This window comes from Vibrio navarrensis (assembly GCF_015767675.1).
Classification (GTDB): Bacteria; Pseudomonadota; Gammaproteobacteria; order Enterobacterales; family Vibrionaceae; genus Vibrio.
This window is the reverse complement of sequence record NZ_CP065219.1, coordinates 119904-135533: the sequence shown is the minus strand read 5'-3', so window position 1 is coordinate 135533 and position 15630 is coordinate 119904. Positions and strand designations below refer to the sequence as shown.

The window sequence follows — 15630 nt, the reverse complement described above, 5'->3', positions numbered from 1 at the left end:
ATTTTTTGAAGTGTTTAACGGAAAATTACGGATAGAAAATGGATTTTAACCTTTGGCTCGGCTTTGTCGCGGCATCGCTCATTCTTACCGCGACACCGGGGCCTAGCATATTTTTAGGTATTGCACATGCACTGAAGTATGGGCATAAACGCGTGCTTTATACCGCCCTTGGGGACATCTCAGCTAACTTTATTCAAATGGTGTTAGTCGCCTTGGGTTTAGGTGCCATTCTTGCCAATTCGGTAATGGCATTTACTGTCATCAAAGTCTTTGGTGTGATCACCTTGGTTTACATGGGGCTAAAAATGCTCCTCGCTAAACCGGCACAAGTTGAGTACTTAAACCTCAACGAATCAGATTTACAGGCCTCAAACAAAAAGTTGTTTTACTCTGGCTTTTTAGTCGCGGCTGGCAATCCCAAAGCCATCCTATTCTTCTCGGCTTTTTTCCCGCAATTCATCAACCCCGACTTGCCCGTATTCCCTCAACTATTCGTGATGTGCCCAACCATGGCGTTGCTTGATTTCAGTTTAGTGATGCTTTATGCGTTTTCGGCCAGACGGATTGTTGATGCGAGCCGGCTATCTCTTGCCGCTGTGACCAGAGGAAGTGGTGTTTTACTGCTGGGAGCCGCAGGTATTCTAGCGATTAAAGAACCCACTTAATCTCGACTGAGAACCGCGACCAAGATTGAACATACTGTGCCCAGCACAACCATTAGACCTATTTAGCAACTCTCGGAGTAAGACTCCTATGATCACTTTTTACGAACTGTGTGGGGACGATGAATTAAAATTCAGTCCTTATTGTTGGCGAACGAAAATGTGCTTGATACACAAAAATATCGCCTTTGATACCTCAGACCTATCTTTTGTCGACATTCAGGCTCAGTTTAAGGCGCAGTTTTCTACACTCCCCGCCATCAAAGATGGTGAAACGGTGCTCTCTGATTCGTTTAACATCGCTGATTATCTTGAGGTCCACTACCCGGAATCACCTTCACTATTTGGCGGTGAAAAAGGGCGTTTAATGGCACTTTTTTTCCATGAGTGGGCAGCATCATTACATTCGGACATCGCCAAAATTGCCATCTTCGACATTTACTGCAAGCTTAAAGAACGCGATAAAGCTTACTTTCGTTCCTCTAGAGAGAAATACTTCCAGGACAGCTTAGAAAATGTACAAAGCAACAACCAAGAGTTAGCAAAGGCCGACTTACTCAAAAAAATGAGAGTACTGGAATCTTATTTAGCTAAGACACGATATTTATCGGGCGAGGCGCCTATGTATTCAGACTATATCGTCTATGGGACGTTGAAGTGGCTGCTGTCTACGAGTAACGTTTTCACAGAGGAAATGCTGACTAGCCATGTTTTGAATTGGTATGACAGCCTAGATAGGATTGGCACTGGATTAAACATGCTTTAAGACAACGATGGAAATGTGAACGCATCGCATAGTTTGCGTTTAAATTTATCGGGTGTAACATATTGATTTGTTATGATTTATTTTATTGCATTGTTGTTAATATGCAACTTGCGTAATAAGTGTTTATTTCAAAAAGTGCTACAAGGTATCGTATTATGATAACTAAAGTTGTTCCTCTGATGTTGTTCGTTTCGTGTTCAAGCTTTGCATCAAGTGAGATTGTTGATAATTTTTCTCACATAGGATTTGGTTATAAAGGAGCTAGTTTTAAGTCGGGAGCGTTAAAACCTTACCTTAACGATAAGTATGACAATACAGAGAATAAGACGATGGGAGGGTTATACTTAGATGTCAGTGCTCAAGTTTTCGACTACGTATTCATCGAAGGAAAAGCAGATTTTCTCACTCGATTTAGTTCGGAGGTAGACAGTTGGCAAGCCGGCGGAGGACTCATTGGGCGTTTGGGAGGGGCAATGGCAAGCTCTTTATCCTGTGGAGCAGTAAACTATCGTGCTGATAGTGATTACAGTTCACCATATTCCGAGCGTGGAACATACTGTCAAGCGATGGTTAGAAAACAAATAGCTAATCATTGGTTGATGGGAGTTTCCTATCAGCATGATTTCTTAGATCTAGCAAGAGATGAGTTTAAGTGGAATAATGTCTTTCAATTTGGCTCAGTGTTTGGCTTAGTCGCAAATTTAGAATACGCAGAGCGTGAGAAAGCAGAAGTGAGCTATGAGCTTGGGTTGCAGTTCTCATTTTAACGTATGCGCATCGCAATAATTAACTTCATTCTGGATGTGAATGTTGGGGGCTATAGTAAGTTAGACTTAGCCACCACTTGAAAATCATCTCTATATAAAATCGTACCTACATTCGAATATTGTAATACTGAGACCTTGATATCATATTCTTCTAATATGTACTTTAATTCGTACATGATCGATATGTATTGGGTACTAGAGTCTAAAAACCAAGAAATTGCATTTCGTGGCCATGATTTTTCTTCAAATGGTGGGCAAGGTAAAGATGAATTGAGTTGAGAAAATATTTTTTCGATATGCTCTCTATGATATTCATGAAGTATTAGTTCTTCATCGAGCATTATTTTCGCCTGTGTAATGATGCCATGAGTATGCTGCAAATGCTTTTCTTCATTTTTGCTTGCAATAAATCTAATGTACATAACCTTGCTACTTGTTTGGTTAGTTGATGCCTAAATTAAGATAAGGCGGTCTGCGTTTTTGAAATTGTAACATAATTAATGAAAGGTAATACACGTATGAGAACAAGAATAAATGAAGCTATCTTGCTTAGAAAAAGAGGGAGCCATAAAGAGTCTCGTCAGTTATTGCGCACGGTGTTAGCGAATTCTTTCTATGCGGCTTCCGCGCATTTGAATATTGCTTGGTCCTACGATAACGAAGGCAAGGAACAACAAGCTATAGAACATTACCGGTTAGCATTAAAGGGTCCGCTTTCACCTAACGAGCGATTTGATGCATTGTTTGGTTTAGCGAGTACTTACAGAAGCCTCGGTTGTTATGAAGATGCGCTGGACTACTTTCAACAAACGATTACCGAGTTCCCAAGTAATTTAGAAACTCAGCCTTTTTATGCGATGTGTTTATATAACCTAGGTAGACATAAGGAGGCAACCGCTTTGCTTCTTCATTTGTTGGTATCGACAACTGACAATCAGTCAATAAAAGAATACCAAAGAGCAATACTGCTGTATGCAGAAGACCTTGATAAAAAGTGGTAAATATTGTCTCCCTACGTATGTTTGTTCGTCTAATCGTGGAGTAGACACAATAGCGTGGTTCTAGTGATGAATTCTAAGGTTTTGGATCTCGATAAGTTGGTAGCTGACTAGGAGCGATGAATGAGAATACAGAGACGATATGCTGATGCTCAAAGTGAGTTTAATAATGACCAATCGTAAGATTACTCATTTTGTTGCGGGAGGTGCATCTGCTGGCATTTTGAATTCTCTTCTTGCACCAGATGAAAAGTATCCGCCCCATGAACTCACGGGGCGATATTGTTAGTGTTTGAAGTTCCAAGGCAGGAGTGCATCGATGTCAGGTTCCGCTTTCGCTAGCTCTTTCATGCACTTGACCATGTAGTCGTAAAGCCGAGATTCCGCAGCTATTTTTAGAATTTATTTCGCCGAAGATACCAACACGTTCGTGACAATTACGAAATCTTGCTGCTTTTGAGACTCTAGCAGAGAGGCATGTAATTTTTGATGACGAGTCACGCTTAACCTCCTGATAGTAGTGAGAGATAGTTTAACCAAGTATTGTTATCAGAAACCGACTTGGGTAGCCACTATTGGATGGCCCAATCAATCGTTATGTGATGAAAGTCACATGATTTATTGGATAATTAGGTGCGGAATGACGGGTAAAGGATAAGGCCGTTGGCTTTCGCTGTCTCGACGATACTGTAAAGCATCGCGCTCGCTTCGGCTCCATTGGGATTGGTCGAGAAGAGCCAGTTCTTTCTCCCAATAACCAGCGGTTTTATTGCGCGTTCAGCTCGGTTGTTGTCTATCGATAAGTGACCGTCATCGATATAGCGGGTGAGCTTCGGCCATTGGCCGAGCGTGTATTTTATCGCTTTACCCAGCGGGCTAGACTCAAGCACTTTCTGAGTTGTCATCCATTCATAAAGCTCATCCAGTATCGGCTTAGCATGCTCTTGGCGCTCTGCTTTCCGTTTTTCGGCACTGGCACCTTTTAAGCGTGATTCTATCCCATAAAGCTTCTGGATTTTGGCCAGCGCTTTATCCGCTTTGCCTGACTTACCTTTGCCTTGAAGCTTTTTCGCCTCCATGAACTTGCGCCGAGCATGCGCGAAGCAACCGACATTGGTGACGAGATGAAGCCCATCATAAGCACCATAGCCATCGGTTTGCAGATAACCATCATAGTCGCCCAAGAAGGCAACAGGGCACGACCTCGCGCGACTGTTTTGATAGTCATACAAGACGATATTTCTCACATTAGGGAGTGCGGCATCGGGCGAGTCCGCGCCTGAGCAGTAAAGCCACATATAACATTGCTTGTCTTCCTTGAGGACATTGAGCGGCGTTTCATCCGCCTGAACCACTATTTGCTCGAGTAGGTGCGTTTTTAAGGCCGCGTAAAGTGGAGCGAACTTCTCACTGACTTGGATAACCCACCTTGCCATGGTGGTGCGTGAGAGTTCGATACCCGACTGGGTAAACAGGGATTCTTGACGGTAAAGTGGCATCGCATATTGGTATTTGCCGAGGATGATATTGGCCAACAAGCTTTCTGTGGCGAAGCTCTTAGGGATAATGCTTTGCGGCGCTGGCTTTTGAACAATGCGGCTGTTGTCCTGATTTTGCTCGCATTGGCGGCAATCATATTTAGGACGAACATATTCCAACACTTTAAGTACCGCAGGTGTGAACTCAAGTTTCTCGCTACGGTCTTCACCGATTTTATGCAGACTATGTTGGCAGCAAGCACACTGCTTTTCATCGTCGTCTAAATCAAGTTCGATAACCTCACGAGGCAAGCTCTTTGGCAGTGGCTGACGTTTACCACGTTTCTTCGTTGTGATGGTCGTTGTGACAACGTCAACCGCTTCTTCTTTAGCAGCTTCACACTCCGCTTCGTTGAAGAGGTCACCTTGTGATTCATTGTAAGGCTTTAACGCCTCCGAGCGTTTAGCGAACTGACGGTCGAAGGCAAGTTTGAGTTGTTCAAGCAGCGATTGGCGCTCTTGTTTCAATTGGTTTTCTGACGCCAACAGTGCTTTCACCATCGCTTGTAGCTCGGCAACATCTTGGCTTTCTGGGTTGATATTTGGCGTCTTTTTCATGGCATTGATGATACTAAAATCATGCCGTTAATGCTTGGTGGATAAGACTTTATTATCGCTTAAGTCATTGTAAAATCGTTTATTCTAACGGGTTTATGGCCGATAATCGTGAAGCCAGAAAGCAGTCTATCAAGCTCGAATTGAGTTAGGATAAACACCTCATTTTGCTCTTTTGATGGCCACTTGTACTTGGCTTTTTCAAGGCGCTTGTACCAAAGAGCAAAGCCTGTTTTATCCCAGTACAGCACTTTGATTTTGTCGCGCTGTTTGTTGGTGAACAGGAACAGTGCGCCGCTGCCCAAGGGCAAGTCGGTGTCATTTTCGATAATCGCAGCGAGGCCATTGATGGACTTTCTAAAATCGACACTTTCACGATGCAGATAAATCTCTGGTGCGCTGAGCATGCGTTTCATGATAGCGCACCGATGAGCTCTGCTAGATAGGCCGCTGTCGTGCCTTGTGGAATGCGCAGCTCTAGATCATTGACGAGCAGCGTCATATTGGCAACGACAACGTGAGTGGCTTGATACTTTGTGGTCTTTTCAACGACTTCTGCTTTAACAAAGCCAACCGTGTTCGGTTTTTCGATGTGCTTTAACTGTTGGCGCTTAGCGTAAAAAGTGGAGAGGCTCAGTCCGTTACGTTCACAGAATAATCGTTGTGATAGTTGGCTGGATTCATAGTGTTCGAACAGGGTTCGCCATTCTTGGTTAGTGCGTCGTTTGGCCATTTCAAATCTCCTTTGGGTTGGAGGTTTGATCTTATTATTCGGGCTAGGTGATTAGAATGCGGGGTTTATGATGCGCTTACGCGCTTTCAAATAAAACAGAGTTTATCTCGCCGAGGAAACTGTTGGGATAATGCGCCGATAGAGCGCTTCTTTAGAAGTCTGAAGACGGAATGGGTGCCAACTGTGGGTTATCGTAGCTTCGCTGAGGCTCAACAAGAAATCACCCGCTACATTATCGGATATTACTGCCAACTCAGGCCACATCAGTATAACGGTGGTCTAACTCCCAATGAATCAGAACGATTATATTGGGAAAACTCTAAAACCGTGGCCAATTTTAGTTGACCACTACAGACACACGCCTTGCTTCACTTACTTAGCAAAGTATCAGAAACCACTCGTCACGTACCGGTTTCGACTCGTAACGACATTTTGATCCGCTACCTAAAGCCGAAACTGAATAACAAAGCGCTATCGAATATCAAGAAAGACATTAAGCTCATGCTCAATGTAGCCAGAAGACCAGGAGGGAATCTAGAGATGAGATTGTACGATTTAAATTCGCAACCCAATCGCACAAAACTCGCCGGAGCCGAAAAGCTCTATAACATAACCTACTGATACACCTCTACGATGTGGAAGGGATTGAATCCCGTTTGTTTGAGGAAGGTAGCGAAGCCGAGACAGGGATCCTCTATATGCTTGAAGAGCAAATAGAACATGGTTTTGACCATGAGCACAACCAAGTTGCCCCGCTATCGATGCTGATTCAGCTGGAACGCGCGCCAGAACTTATCGATTCAATAAATCAGCACGGACTTTTCGTTGCTGAAATGAAGGAGTGGAATGCCAGTTCACACCAAGCGCATATCGTCGTGCACCCGAATTAAGATTCACGTAAAGCCACTTAGGGCACTGAGGAATCCCCTAATGATTTTGATAAAAATCATCAATTTAAGGTAGATACACATCTTGTCATATGATCAAATGGTTTCGCCAAAAATCAATAATCAATAATCAGACAACAAGATGTGCGAACTCGATATTTTACACGACTCTCTTTACCAATTCTGCCCCGAATTACACTTAAAACGACTCAACAGCTTAACGTTGGCTTGCCACGCATTACTTGACTGTAAAACTCTTACTCTTACCGAACTTGGCCGCAACCTGCCCACCAAAGCGAGAACAAAACATAACATCAAACGAATCGACCGATTGTTAGGTAATCGTCACCTCCACAAAGAGCGACTCGCTGTATACCGTTGGCATGCTAGCTTATCTGTTCGGGCAATACGATGCCTATTGTACTTGTTGACTGGTCTGATATTCGTGAGCAAAAACGGCTTATGGTATTGCGAGCTTCAGTCGCACTACACGGTCGTTCTGTTACTCTTTATGAGAAAGCGTTCCCGCTTTCAGAGCAATGTTCAAAGAAAGCTCATGACCAATTTCTAGCCGACCTTGCAAGCATTCTACCGAGTAACACCACACTGCTCATTGTCAGTGATGCTGGCTTTAAAGTGCCATGGTATAAATCCGTTGAGAAGCTGGGTTGGTACTGGTTAAGTCGAGTAAGAGGAAAAGTACAATATGCAGACCTAGGAGCGGGAAACTGGAAACCTATCAGCAGCTTACACGATATATCATCAAGTCACGCAAAGACTTTAGGCTATAAGAGGCTGACTAAAAGCAATCCAATCTCATGCCAAATTCTATTACATAAATCTCGCCCTAAAGGCCGAAAAAATCAGCGCTCGACACGGACTCATTGTAATCACCCGTCACCTAAAATCTACTCAGCGTCGGCAAAGGAGCCATGGGTTCTAGCAACTAACTTACCGGTTGAAATTCGAACACCCAAACAACTTGTTAATATCTATTCGAAGCGAATGCAGATTGAAGAGACCTTCCGAGATTTGAAAAGTCCTGCCTACGGTCTGGGGCTGCGTCATAGCCGAACGAGCAGCTCAGAGCGCTTTGATATCATGCTGCTAATCGCCCTGATGCTTCAACTAACATGTTGGCTTGCGGGCGTTCATGCTCAGAAACAAGGTTGGGACAAGCACTTCCAAGCTAACACAGTCAGAAATCGAAACGTACTCTCAACAGTGCGCTTAGGCATGGAAGTTTTGCGGCATTCTGACTACACAATAACAAGGGAAGACTTACTCGTGGCTGCAACCCTGCTTGCTCAAAATCTATTCAAACATGGTTACGCTTTGGGGAAATTATGAGGGGATCCCTCAGCTTAGGGCATATAAAGTTATTCAACTCTAGGGAAGGTGGCTAGCTTCTGCCCCAAAATCATTTAGATTAAATATTCTACACAATTCAGGGGACGTGCGTTTACCCCTACTAAAAATAATTCGATTGAGTTGATAACTCATCATTCCCGTTACTAGGCGACATCTTGCGGTCTAACTTTCCTTTATGTGGCATAACGTATTGATTTTTGGTTTATTTAATATGAAAATGAATGCATTATGGAAAGATGGAAGACGACAATTTGTCGTCTAATAAGCGTTATGTGTTTGATGGGTTTTTGAGGTTAATTCTACGATTTCATTGAGAATTCGTTCTGTATTTTCGGCAAGTTGGCTTGGTCGAAATGGATTCTTGAATAATCTGAGATTGATCGTTTTCAAGGTTCTTGGGTTGCCTCAATTGAGTTTTGGATCTGGTTTGTGTTGAGTTTTATCGGTTTCAAATCGCTTCAATTGAAATGCATTTTTGACTGATTTGCTTGCTGACATTCAGCACTGAAAGTCTGGTGAAGCAAAAAGTTTAGCGGTTGCTGAAAGGGCGCTTTCTTTGTTGTTGATTCTGTAAGTGGTTTTCTTCGGCTAAGATCGCTGTGAAATTTAGGTTTTGGTCAGCATCGTTTTTGTACGTAACTTATTCAAATCTCTTCATTTCCACGGTGGTTTACTTTGAATTCACGGTAAAATTCACATAACAAGCAATTCAAGTGGATTCTCAACGCGTGGCAGTTTTACTATGCGTTGAGTAAAGTGTTTTACGGTGCAATGCAGCGACTTGGTCAGTGCGTTGTTCACCACTTAATTGGGCGTTATGTTTATCGAGGAAATTGAGAAGTATGATACATCAAGTCAATATTGGTAATCAGTCTGTTCAAATCAATGAGTTCGTATCATCATGTTCAGAATGTGGTGCACAAATCGAACCCGTGGATACAGGCTTAGTGAACTGGATTCAAGATTTCACACACATGATGGCGACTGAATTTGAGTGGGTTCTTCAGTGTCCAGCTCAAAGGTGTAAGAGGCTAATAATAGCTCGATATTCTATGAAATCAGAAAAGGAAGGCTTCGTTAATGGTTTTTATAGTCTTTCGGAAGTTGTGCCAGCAGGTTTAAAGCCAGTCGAACAACACGAAGAAGTAGAAAAAATATCTCCGTTGTTTGTCGAAATATTCAGCCAAGCAACCCATGCTGAAAACTTGGGGTTAAATCAGGTTTGTGGTGTTGGCTACAGGAAAGCTTTAGAACACTTAATTAAAGATTATTGTATCCATACTAATCCAGATAAGTGCGAATCAATTCAAAAAGTACAGCTCATGAATTGTATTACATCATTTGTAAAAGATGCCAATGTATTGGCTTGTGCTAAAAGAGCAACTTGGCTCGGAAATGATGAAACGCACTATGTTCGTAAATGGGCATCTCGAGACATTAATGACCTTAAGGTTCTGATAAAACTTGTTAGTAACTGGATAGTTAGTGATGTGCTAACAAAGCAATATATTGAGTCCATGCCAGAATAAACATAACAAACAATTTAAGTGGATTCTCAACGCGTGGCAGTTTTACTGTGCGTCAGGTAAAGTGGTTATGGTGTAATGCAGCGGCTTGGCCAGTGCGTTGTTCACCACTTAATTGGGCGTTATGCAACTCAGGTAAATTTAGGGGTTCAATCTTTTGGGATTTCTACGGCCATTCGTTTTGTATTGTCGGCAAATGAGCATTTTTACCCTCAAATTCTTGGTTAACTCAAACCGTAAAACAGGCAAGTTTCTTGGTTTGCCTCAATCAGTTTTAGCGTTGGGGCGTTGTCAGTTTAGCGGGTGCAAAGTGTGGAAAGGGCAAGTTAATCGGTCATTTCGCATTTGCTGAAAGTCTTGCTCGGTGATTTTGTTTCATTCAAAAGCTTGGTTTGTCGTTGAAAGGTGGACTTTGTTTTGCGGCTTATTTATCACGGTTCAGGCTTTGGTTGATTCTTGATTCACTTAACCAATATTTTGATTGTTTTCTTAATCAAATTTGGTGTAACTTCTGGTTTATCTTATTGAATTTGCATAACAAAGCATTTAAGACGGATTCGCAACGCTTGGCGGCTTTAGTGTAAATTCAGTTTTTGCGTTTTAAGTGGTTTGTCGAAGCATTGGTGTTTAGCGTTGCTCACCACTTAATGCGGCGTTAGGTGCCCAGTGTGTACGACAATCCTGCTTGATGCAATTGAAGCGCTTCTCAATATGATTGAATATACGCTTCAATTTTTTTTGTAACTTTTTGTCTAGGACTTTACTTGAACTTGGCGGCTAAAGCAGCAAGTTGGTCAGTTGAAGCTGCTTGAGGGGTAGGGGCGGAGTACGAAGATAGTGCGTCTTCTAATTCTTTAAACTTACAAGAAACTTTTGAAAAATGAACATGCTGGTTCTCAACAACTAGCTTGCGGAGCTTTTCTGCTCGGGAAGTGATTTTTTCGCTGTTTTTCTTGATGAATTTTATTTGACGCTGAAGCATTTGTTTATAAGGTTCATCTTGAGCATCGACATCTAGCTCACTGATCACACTGTCAGTTACAGGAATCATGTTATTAAGTTGGATCATCCCCAATTTATTGTCGGGATTACCTTCTTCATGGAGCTTGAAGATTGTAGGTGTACTATTCTTAATTTTATCTTGTTTTTCTTTGTATGAAGTCAACGGAGCAAGGTACTTAACTCCATTAACCTGTAAAACGATACCAACATAGGCACGAGTCTCTGAATAATTGTCAGGGACGTGGTTATCTATCTTTTTGAGGTGTTGAATATAGTCGTCTGTCACAGTGTAGAATTTCATCGTTATTATTATCCTATAGCCAATAGTAAAAAACCCTGCTCGAAAGCAGGGTCTTTTATGTTTTTCAAGTTCACACTTAATGGTAGTGACTCACCTGTTTTTCAAGTTCACACTTAATGGTAGTGACTCACCTGTTTTTCAAGTTCACACTTAATGGTAGTGACTCACCTGTTTTTCAAGTTCACACTTAATGGTAGTGACTCACCTGCTATGAATTGCTCAAAATTATTGCTCAATTCACAATGCAATTATGAACCCTGTTTAACGTAACTGTCAACTACTTTACGCTCTCGAAACGTGTTTCATCTTGTGAGCATGATGGTATCATACCACTGTCTAAGGGGCTAATGGGATCCAAGGCACCTAACAATAAATTTAAGAGTGATTCACAACGCTCGGCGCTTTCACTTCAAGCCAATTTAGTGTTTATGGCACAATGCTTCAGGTAGGGTGGTTAGCGTTGTTCACACCTTAATTTGGCGTTATGCTTAATCACCAAAAATCAGTGGTTTATGGCTTTTCTTTGTTCCCTCGGCTGGTTAGTTTTGAGTTTGTCGGCAAGTTTGCTTCAGTGGGCGCTGTTTTCTGGACACTTATTCTTTGGCGCTGGAAATTCAGAGCGTTGCCTCAATCAATTTTCGGGCAAGCGTGAGGCTAGGGCGGTTGGCTCAATCAGAAGTTTGATCTTAGGTTTTTCGGCTTTATCTGCCAAAGTTCAAAGTCTGATTTTCAAAATTATGAGTCATTTCAGTTTTTTGGTTTTTGGCTTTTGTTTGTGAGTTAAAGCTGAGTTAATCTCGGTTTTGGTAAAACGTAAGTCATTGAAGCTTAAGCATAACAAAGCGTTCAAGAGGGATTCGTGCCGCGTGGCATTTTTGGTATGCGGTGATTTTGGTGGTGAAAGTGGTCTGCGGAAAGTTGGTTTAGGCGGCACTCACCCCTTAACGCGGCGTTATGCAACTCAGGTAAATTTAGGGGTTCAATCTTTTGGGATTTCTCCGGCTATTCGTTTTGTGTTGTCGGCAAATGAGCTTTTTATCCTCAGATTCTTGGTTAATTCAAACCGTAAAACGGACAAGATTCTTGGTTTGCCTCAATCATTTTTAGCGTTGGCGCGTTGTGAATTTAGTGGGTGTAAAGTGCGGAAAGGGCAAGTTAATCGATTATTTCGTACTTGTTGAAGATTTCGCTCGTTGAGTTTGTTTCATTCAAAAGCTTGGTTTGTTGTTGAAAGGTGGACTTTGTTTTGGCGGCTCATTTATCACAGTTCTTGCTTGGGTTGATTCTTGAATCACTCAACCATTGCAATTGTGGTTTTTGGTCGCGTAAAGTCAGTTTATCTCATTGAATTTGCATAACAAACGGCTCAAGAGGGATTGCCAACGCGTGGCGGCTTTAGTGCAAAATTGAAGTTTAGTGTTTACAGTGTGTTTTTTGAGTCCGGCGGTGCGTTGTCAACCCCTTAGCCGGGCGTTATATGCTTTCAAAATCTGCGAGTAAAAGGGAGCTTAAAATGATTCTAAATCACGTCTCAGTTGGTGTTTCAAATGTGGCATCTGCTGTGGCTTTTTACGATTCAGTTCTATCCGCATTATCGGTAAGACGTTCGCATTACATCCAAAATGTGGCGGCTGCCTACGGTGAGAATTTTGAGTTTTGGGTAGGTTGTCCATGTGAAAATGGAGCCTCTTCAGGTAACGGAACTCACATCGCTTTCAATGCGCCAAGTAAAGAAGCTGTTGACCTGTTTTATGCTACTGCATTAGAGCTTGGCGGCTCGTGTGCAGGTAAGCCTGGCTTACGTCTAGAGTACGGTGAGACTTACTATGCGGCATTTGTCCGCGATGCTGATGGAAACAAAGTTGAAGCAGTCTTTATGTAGTTGAAACAACGCATATAACAAAGCGTTAAAGAGGGATTCATGCCGCGTGGCATTTTTGGTATGCGGTTATTTTTGGTGGTGAAAGTGGTCTGCGGAAGGTTGGTTTATGCGGCATTCACCCCTTAACGCGGCGTTATATTATTCGGTGGATTATGGAACATAGACTATATAAATACATGCCTCTTAGAATGAATTTTTTTGAGAATTTTCTTCTAAGATGCACACCTAAGTCATCACTTAATGACCCTTTTGAAGCATTACCATCAATGGGGTATTGGGAACAGTTTTTTGAAAAGCTGTCTTTCTGCGGAGATGGGGAGTTTTCTGTTCTCAAAGAGCAATATTTGAAAGATAGCTATGAGAATGATTTTGGGCTTGATGTATTTAAAGAACATGGAATTATTAGTTTTAGTGAAACACACGACAATTTGTTGATGTGGGCTCATTATGCTGATAACCATTCAGGCATTGTAGTTGGATTTGATGGTAATCATGAATGGTTTAAAGCGCTTCACCGAGTAAGGTATCGCAAGGAAAGAAACACCGAATTTATGGATTTCAATGATCCTTATCTGTACAAATCAGATGAATGGTCTTACGAGAAAGAGCATAGGCTAATTGTAAAATTATCAAGTACTCCGGTACAAGTGGCTAGTAAGCAATATTTGGATAGTATTGGATGTAATGTTGCAGACCAGAGTAACTATATTGATCAAAAATATCTTATTCCCGAGCATACCAATGCTGATTTAAGTCACAAGGATGTGCTTTGTTTTGAAAAAGCACCTCTAGAGAATATTAAGTCAATTTATGTAGGCTGTAAGGTCGAACCAAAATACATAGAAAAAATTGTTAGATGTTTAAGTGATCACAACCTTAGTGAAGTCCATGTTTTTAAATCAAATATCGATAAGGATAATTTCAAATTAAACTTTGAAAGAATAATATAACAAGCAATTTAAGAGTGATTCAGCACGCGTGGCATTTTTACTATGCGTTGGTTCAAGTGATTAAGCTGGTATGCGGTAGCATTGGTAGTGCGTGCTTCACACCTTAATTGGGCGTTATGTGTTTGATGGGTTTTTAAGGTCAAAGCTACGATTTCATTGAAAATTCGCTCGGTGTTTTCGGCAAGTTGGCTTGGTCGAAATGGATTCTTGAACAACCTGAGATTGATCGTTTTCAAGGTTCTTGGGTTGCCTCAATTGCGTTTTGGATCTGGTTTGTGTTGAGTTTCGTCGGTTTCAAATCGCTTCAATTGAAATGCATTTTTGACTGATTTATTTGCTGACATTCAGCTCTGAAAATCTGGTGAAGCAAAAGATTTTGTTGTGGCTGAAAGGGCGCTTTCTTTGTTGTTGATTCTGCAAGTGGTTCTCTTTGGCTCAGATCGCTGTGAAATTTAGGTTTTGGTAAGCATCGTTTTTGCACGTAACTTATTCAAATATCTTCATTTCTACGGTGATTTACTTTGAATTCACGGTAAAATTCACATAACAAACAATTCAAGTGGATTCTCAACGCATGGCAGTTTTACTATGCGTTGATTAAAGTGTTTACGGTGCAATGCAGTGGCTTGGCCAGTGCGTTGTTCACCACTTAATTGGGCGTTATGTTTAATCACGTAAATTCAGTGGGTTATGATTTTTCTTTGTACCATCGGCTTGTTAGTTTCTAGTTTTTCGGCAAGTTGGCTTCGTTTGGCGCTGTTTTCTGGACATTTATTCTTTGGCGCTGGAAATTCAGAGAGTTGCCTCAGTCTATTTTCGAGTAAGCGCGAGGTTGGTTCGGCTGGCTCAATCAGTATTTTGAACACCGGTTTTTGTGCTTGAATTGCCGAAATTCGAAGTCTGTTTTTCAAGTCTATGAGTTGTTTCAGTTTTCTGGGTTTTGGCTTTTGTTTGTCAGTCAAAACCGAGTTAATCTTGGTTTAGGTAAAACGTAAGTTATTGAAGCTTAAACATAACAAACGGTTCAAGAGGGACAGCCAACGCGCGGCATTTTTATTATGCGTTGGTTTTTGTGGTTACGGTGTTATGCGGAAGCTTCGTAATGGCGTTGGCTGCCCCTTAACCGGGCGTTATATGTTTCATCAATTTAGGAGTTATCTCAATGTCTTATGCTGAGGCTAATTGTCTTTGTGGCGCGGTAAAAATTACGGCTGAAAACGTTAATCCTAAGTTTACTGTCTGCCATTGCCAATCATGCAGAACTTGGGGTGGAGCACCATTCTTTGCTGTGAAATGTGGCACTCAAGTAAAGATCGAAGGTGATGATAAGGTTAAAATATACAAATCATCTTCTTGGGCTTCTCGTGGTTTCTGCTCTGAATGTGGAACTCATCTGTTTTACAAATTTAAAGAAACTGGTGAGTACAATATGCCAGTGGGTTTATTTCCAAACTTAAAAGACTTGGAAATGGACATGCAGTATTTTAGTGATATGCGCCCAAGTTATTACTGTTTTGCTAATGAAACCAAAGAAATGACCACAGAAGAAATCATGGCTTACTTCGCAGATAAGGTGTAAGCAAACATATAACAAACGGCTCAAGAGGGATTGCCAACGCGTGGCGGCTTTAGTGCAAAATTGAAGTTCAGGGTTTAGGGTGGTTTTTTGAGTTCGGCGGTGCGTTGTCAACC

General features: G+C 41.8%; 14 protein-coding genes and 4 pseudogenes. 12 read left to right on the top strand and 6 right to left on the bottom strand.

Annotated elements, in window-relative coordinates; genetic code table 11:
* The first annotated feature begins 38 nt into the window (after window positions 1-38).
* From I3X05_RS23495 to I3X05_RS23485, 3 genes are all read left to right on the top strand, one after another.
* Window positions 39-665, top strand: coding sequence for a LysE family translocator (locus I3X05_RS23495; RefSeq protein ID WP_337971477.1), 627 nt, complete (start codon window positions 39-41; stop codon window positions 663-665).
* A gap of 88 nt (window positions 666-753) precedes the next feature.
* Window positions 754-1428, top strand: a complete 675-nt coding sequence (locus tag I3X05_RS23490) for a glutathione S-transferase N-terminal domain-containing protein (protein WP_193158243.1) — start codon at window positions 754-756, stop codon at window positions 1426-1428.
* A gap of 155 nt (window positions 1429-1583) precedes the next feature.
* Window positions 1584-2195, top strand: a complete 612-nt coding sequence (locus I3X05_RS23485) for a hypothetical protein (RefSeq protein WP_193158242.1) — start codon at window positions 1584-1586, stop codon at window positions 2193-2195.
* A gap of 50 nt (window positions 2196-2245) precedes the next feature.
* Here I3X05_RS23485 and I3X05_RS23480 read toward each other — a convergent pair whose 3' ends face one another.
* The gene (locus I3X05_RS23480; protein WP_277435984.1) at window positions 2246-2617 is read right to left on the bottom strand and encodes a hypothetical protein; all 372 of its coding nucleotides are present in this window, start codon (window positions 2615-2617) and stop codon (window positions 2246-2248) included.
* Window positions 2618-2713: 96 nt separating this feature from the next.
* On the opposite strand from I3X05_RS23480, the gene I3X05_RS23475 reads away from it, so the two are divergent.
* Window positions 2714-3196 (top strand): tetratricopeptide repeat protein, encoded by a 483-nt coding sequence (locus tag I3X05_RS23475; protein WP_171981776.1) that lies wholly within the window; start codon window positions 2714-2716, stop codon window positions 3194-3196.
* 644 nt (window positions 3197-3840) lie between these two features.
* Here I3X05_RS23475 and tnpC read toward each other — a convergent pair.
* From tnpC to tnpA, 3 genes and pseudogenes are all read right to left on the bottom strand, one after another.
* Window positions 3841-5289: pseudogene (gene tnpC / locus I3X05_RS23470) on the bottom strand (IS66 family transposase); the annotation flags it as partial.
* Window positions 5290-5348: 59 nt separating this feature from the next.
* Entirely contained in the window at window positions 5349-5702 is a 354-nt protein-coding gene (tnpB, locus tag I3X05_RS23465; protein WP_337971475.1) for an IS66 family insertion sequence element accessory protein TnpB, read from the bottom strand.
* The gene (gene tnpA / locus I3X05_RS23460; protein WP_337971474.1) at window positions 5699-6019 is read right to left on the bottom strand and encodes an IS66 family insertion sequence element accessory protein TnpA; all 321 of its coding nucleotides are present in this window, start codon (window positions 6017-6019) and stop codon (window positions 5699-5701) included. The genes tnpB and tnpA overlap by 4 nt, the downstream gene beginning before the upstream one ends.
* Before the next feature lie 75 nt (window positions 6020-6094).
* Between tnpA and I3X05_RS23455 the strand changes: the two are divergent.
* The 4 genes and pseudogenes from I3X05_RS23455 to I3X05_RS23440 all read left to right on the top strand — a co-directional run.
* Window positions 6095-6364: pseudogene (locus I3X05_RS23455) on the top strand (integrase core domain-containing protein); the annotation flags it as partial.
* An 18-nt stretch (window positions 6365-6382) separates the two neighbouring features.
* Window positions 6383-6909, top strand: a pseudogene (locus I3X05_RS23450) (DUF2913 family protein).
* Window positions 6910-7048: 139 nt separating this feature from the next.
* Window positions 7049-8256: pseudogene (locus I3X05_RS23445) on the top strand (IS4 family transposase).
* Window positions 8257-9119: 863 nt separating this feature from the next.
* A complete protein-coding gene (locus tag I3X05_RS23440) occupies window positions 9120-9806 on the top strand; it encodes a DUF4145 domain-containing protein (RefSeq protein ID WP_088729491.1) in 687 nt (228 codons plus the stop codon).
* Between the two features lie 757 nt (window positions 9807-10563).
* Here the strand turns inward: I3X05_RS23440 and I3X05_RS23435 are convergent.
* Window positions 10564-11106, bottom strand: a complete 543-nt coding sequence (locus I3X05_RS23435) for a type III toxin-antitoxin system ToxN/AbiQ family toxin (RefSeq protein ID WP_337971473.1) — start codon at window positions 11104-11106, stop codon at window positions 10564-10566.
* An 866-nt stretch (window positions 11107-11972) separates the two neighbouring features.
* Here I3X05_RS23435 and I3X05_RS23895 point away from each other — a divergent pair.
* From I3X05_RS23895 to I3X05_RS23415, 3 genes are all read left to right on the top strand, one after another.
* A complete protein-coding gene (locus tag I3X05_RS23895; protein ID WP_425304506.1) occupies window positions 11973-12287 on the top strand; it encodes a hypothetical protein in 315 nt (104 codons plus the stop codon).
* A 332-nt stretch (window positions 12288-12619) separates the two neighbouring features.
* Window positions 12620-12988: a VOC family protein gene (locus tag I3X05_RS23425; RefSeq protein ID WP_337971472.1), complete on the top strand. Its 369-nt coding sequence runs from the start codon at window positions 12620-12622 to the stop codon at window positions 12986-12988.
* 152 nt (window positions 12989-13140) lie between these two features.
* On the top strand, window positions 13141-13938 hold the full coding sequence (locus tag I3X05_RS23415) for a DUF2971 domain-containing protein (protein WP_337971471.1): 798 nt from the start codon (window positions 13141-13143) through the stop codon (window positions 13936-13938).
* Between the two features lie 680 nt (window positions 13939-14618).
* On the opposite strand, the gene I3X05_RS23890 is transcribed toward I3X05_RS23415, so the two are convergent.
* The gene (locus I3X05_RS23890) at window positions 14619-14900 is read right to left on the bottom strand and encodes a hypothetical protein (RefSeq protein WP_425304508.1); all 282 of its coding nucleotides are present in this window, start codon (window positions 14898-14900) and stop codon (window positions 14619-14621) included.
* Between the two features lie 200 nt (window positions 14901-15100).
* Here I3X05_RS23890 and I3X05_RS23405 point away from each other — a divergent pair, with 200 nt between their 5' ends.
* Window positions 15101-15517, top strand: a complete 417-nt coding sequence (locus I3X05_RS23405; protein WP_094167963.1) for a GFA family protein — start codon at window positions 15101-15103, stop codon at window positions 15515-15517.
* Window positions 15518-15630: the final 113 nt, after the last annotated feature.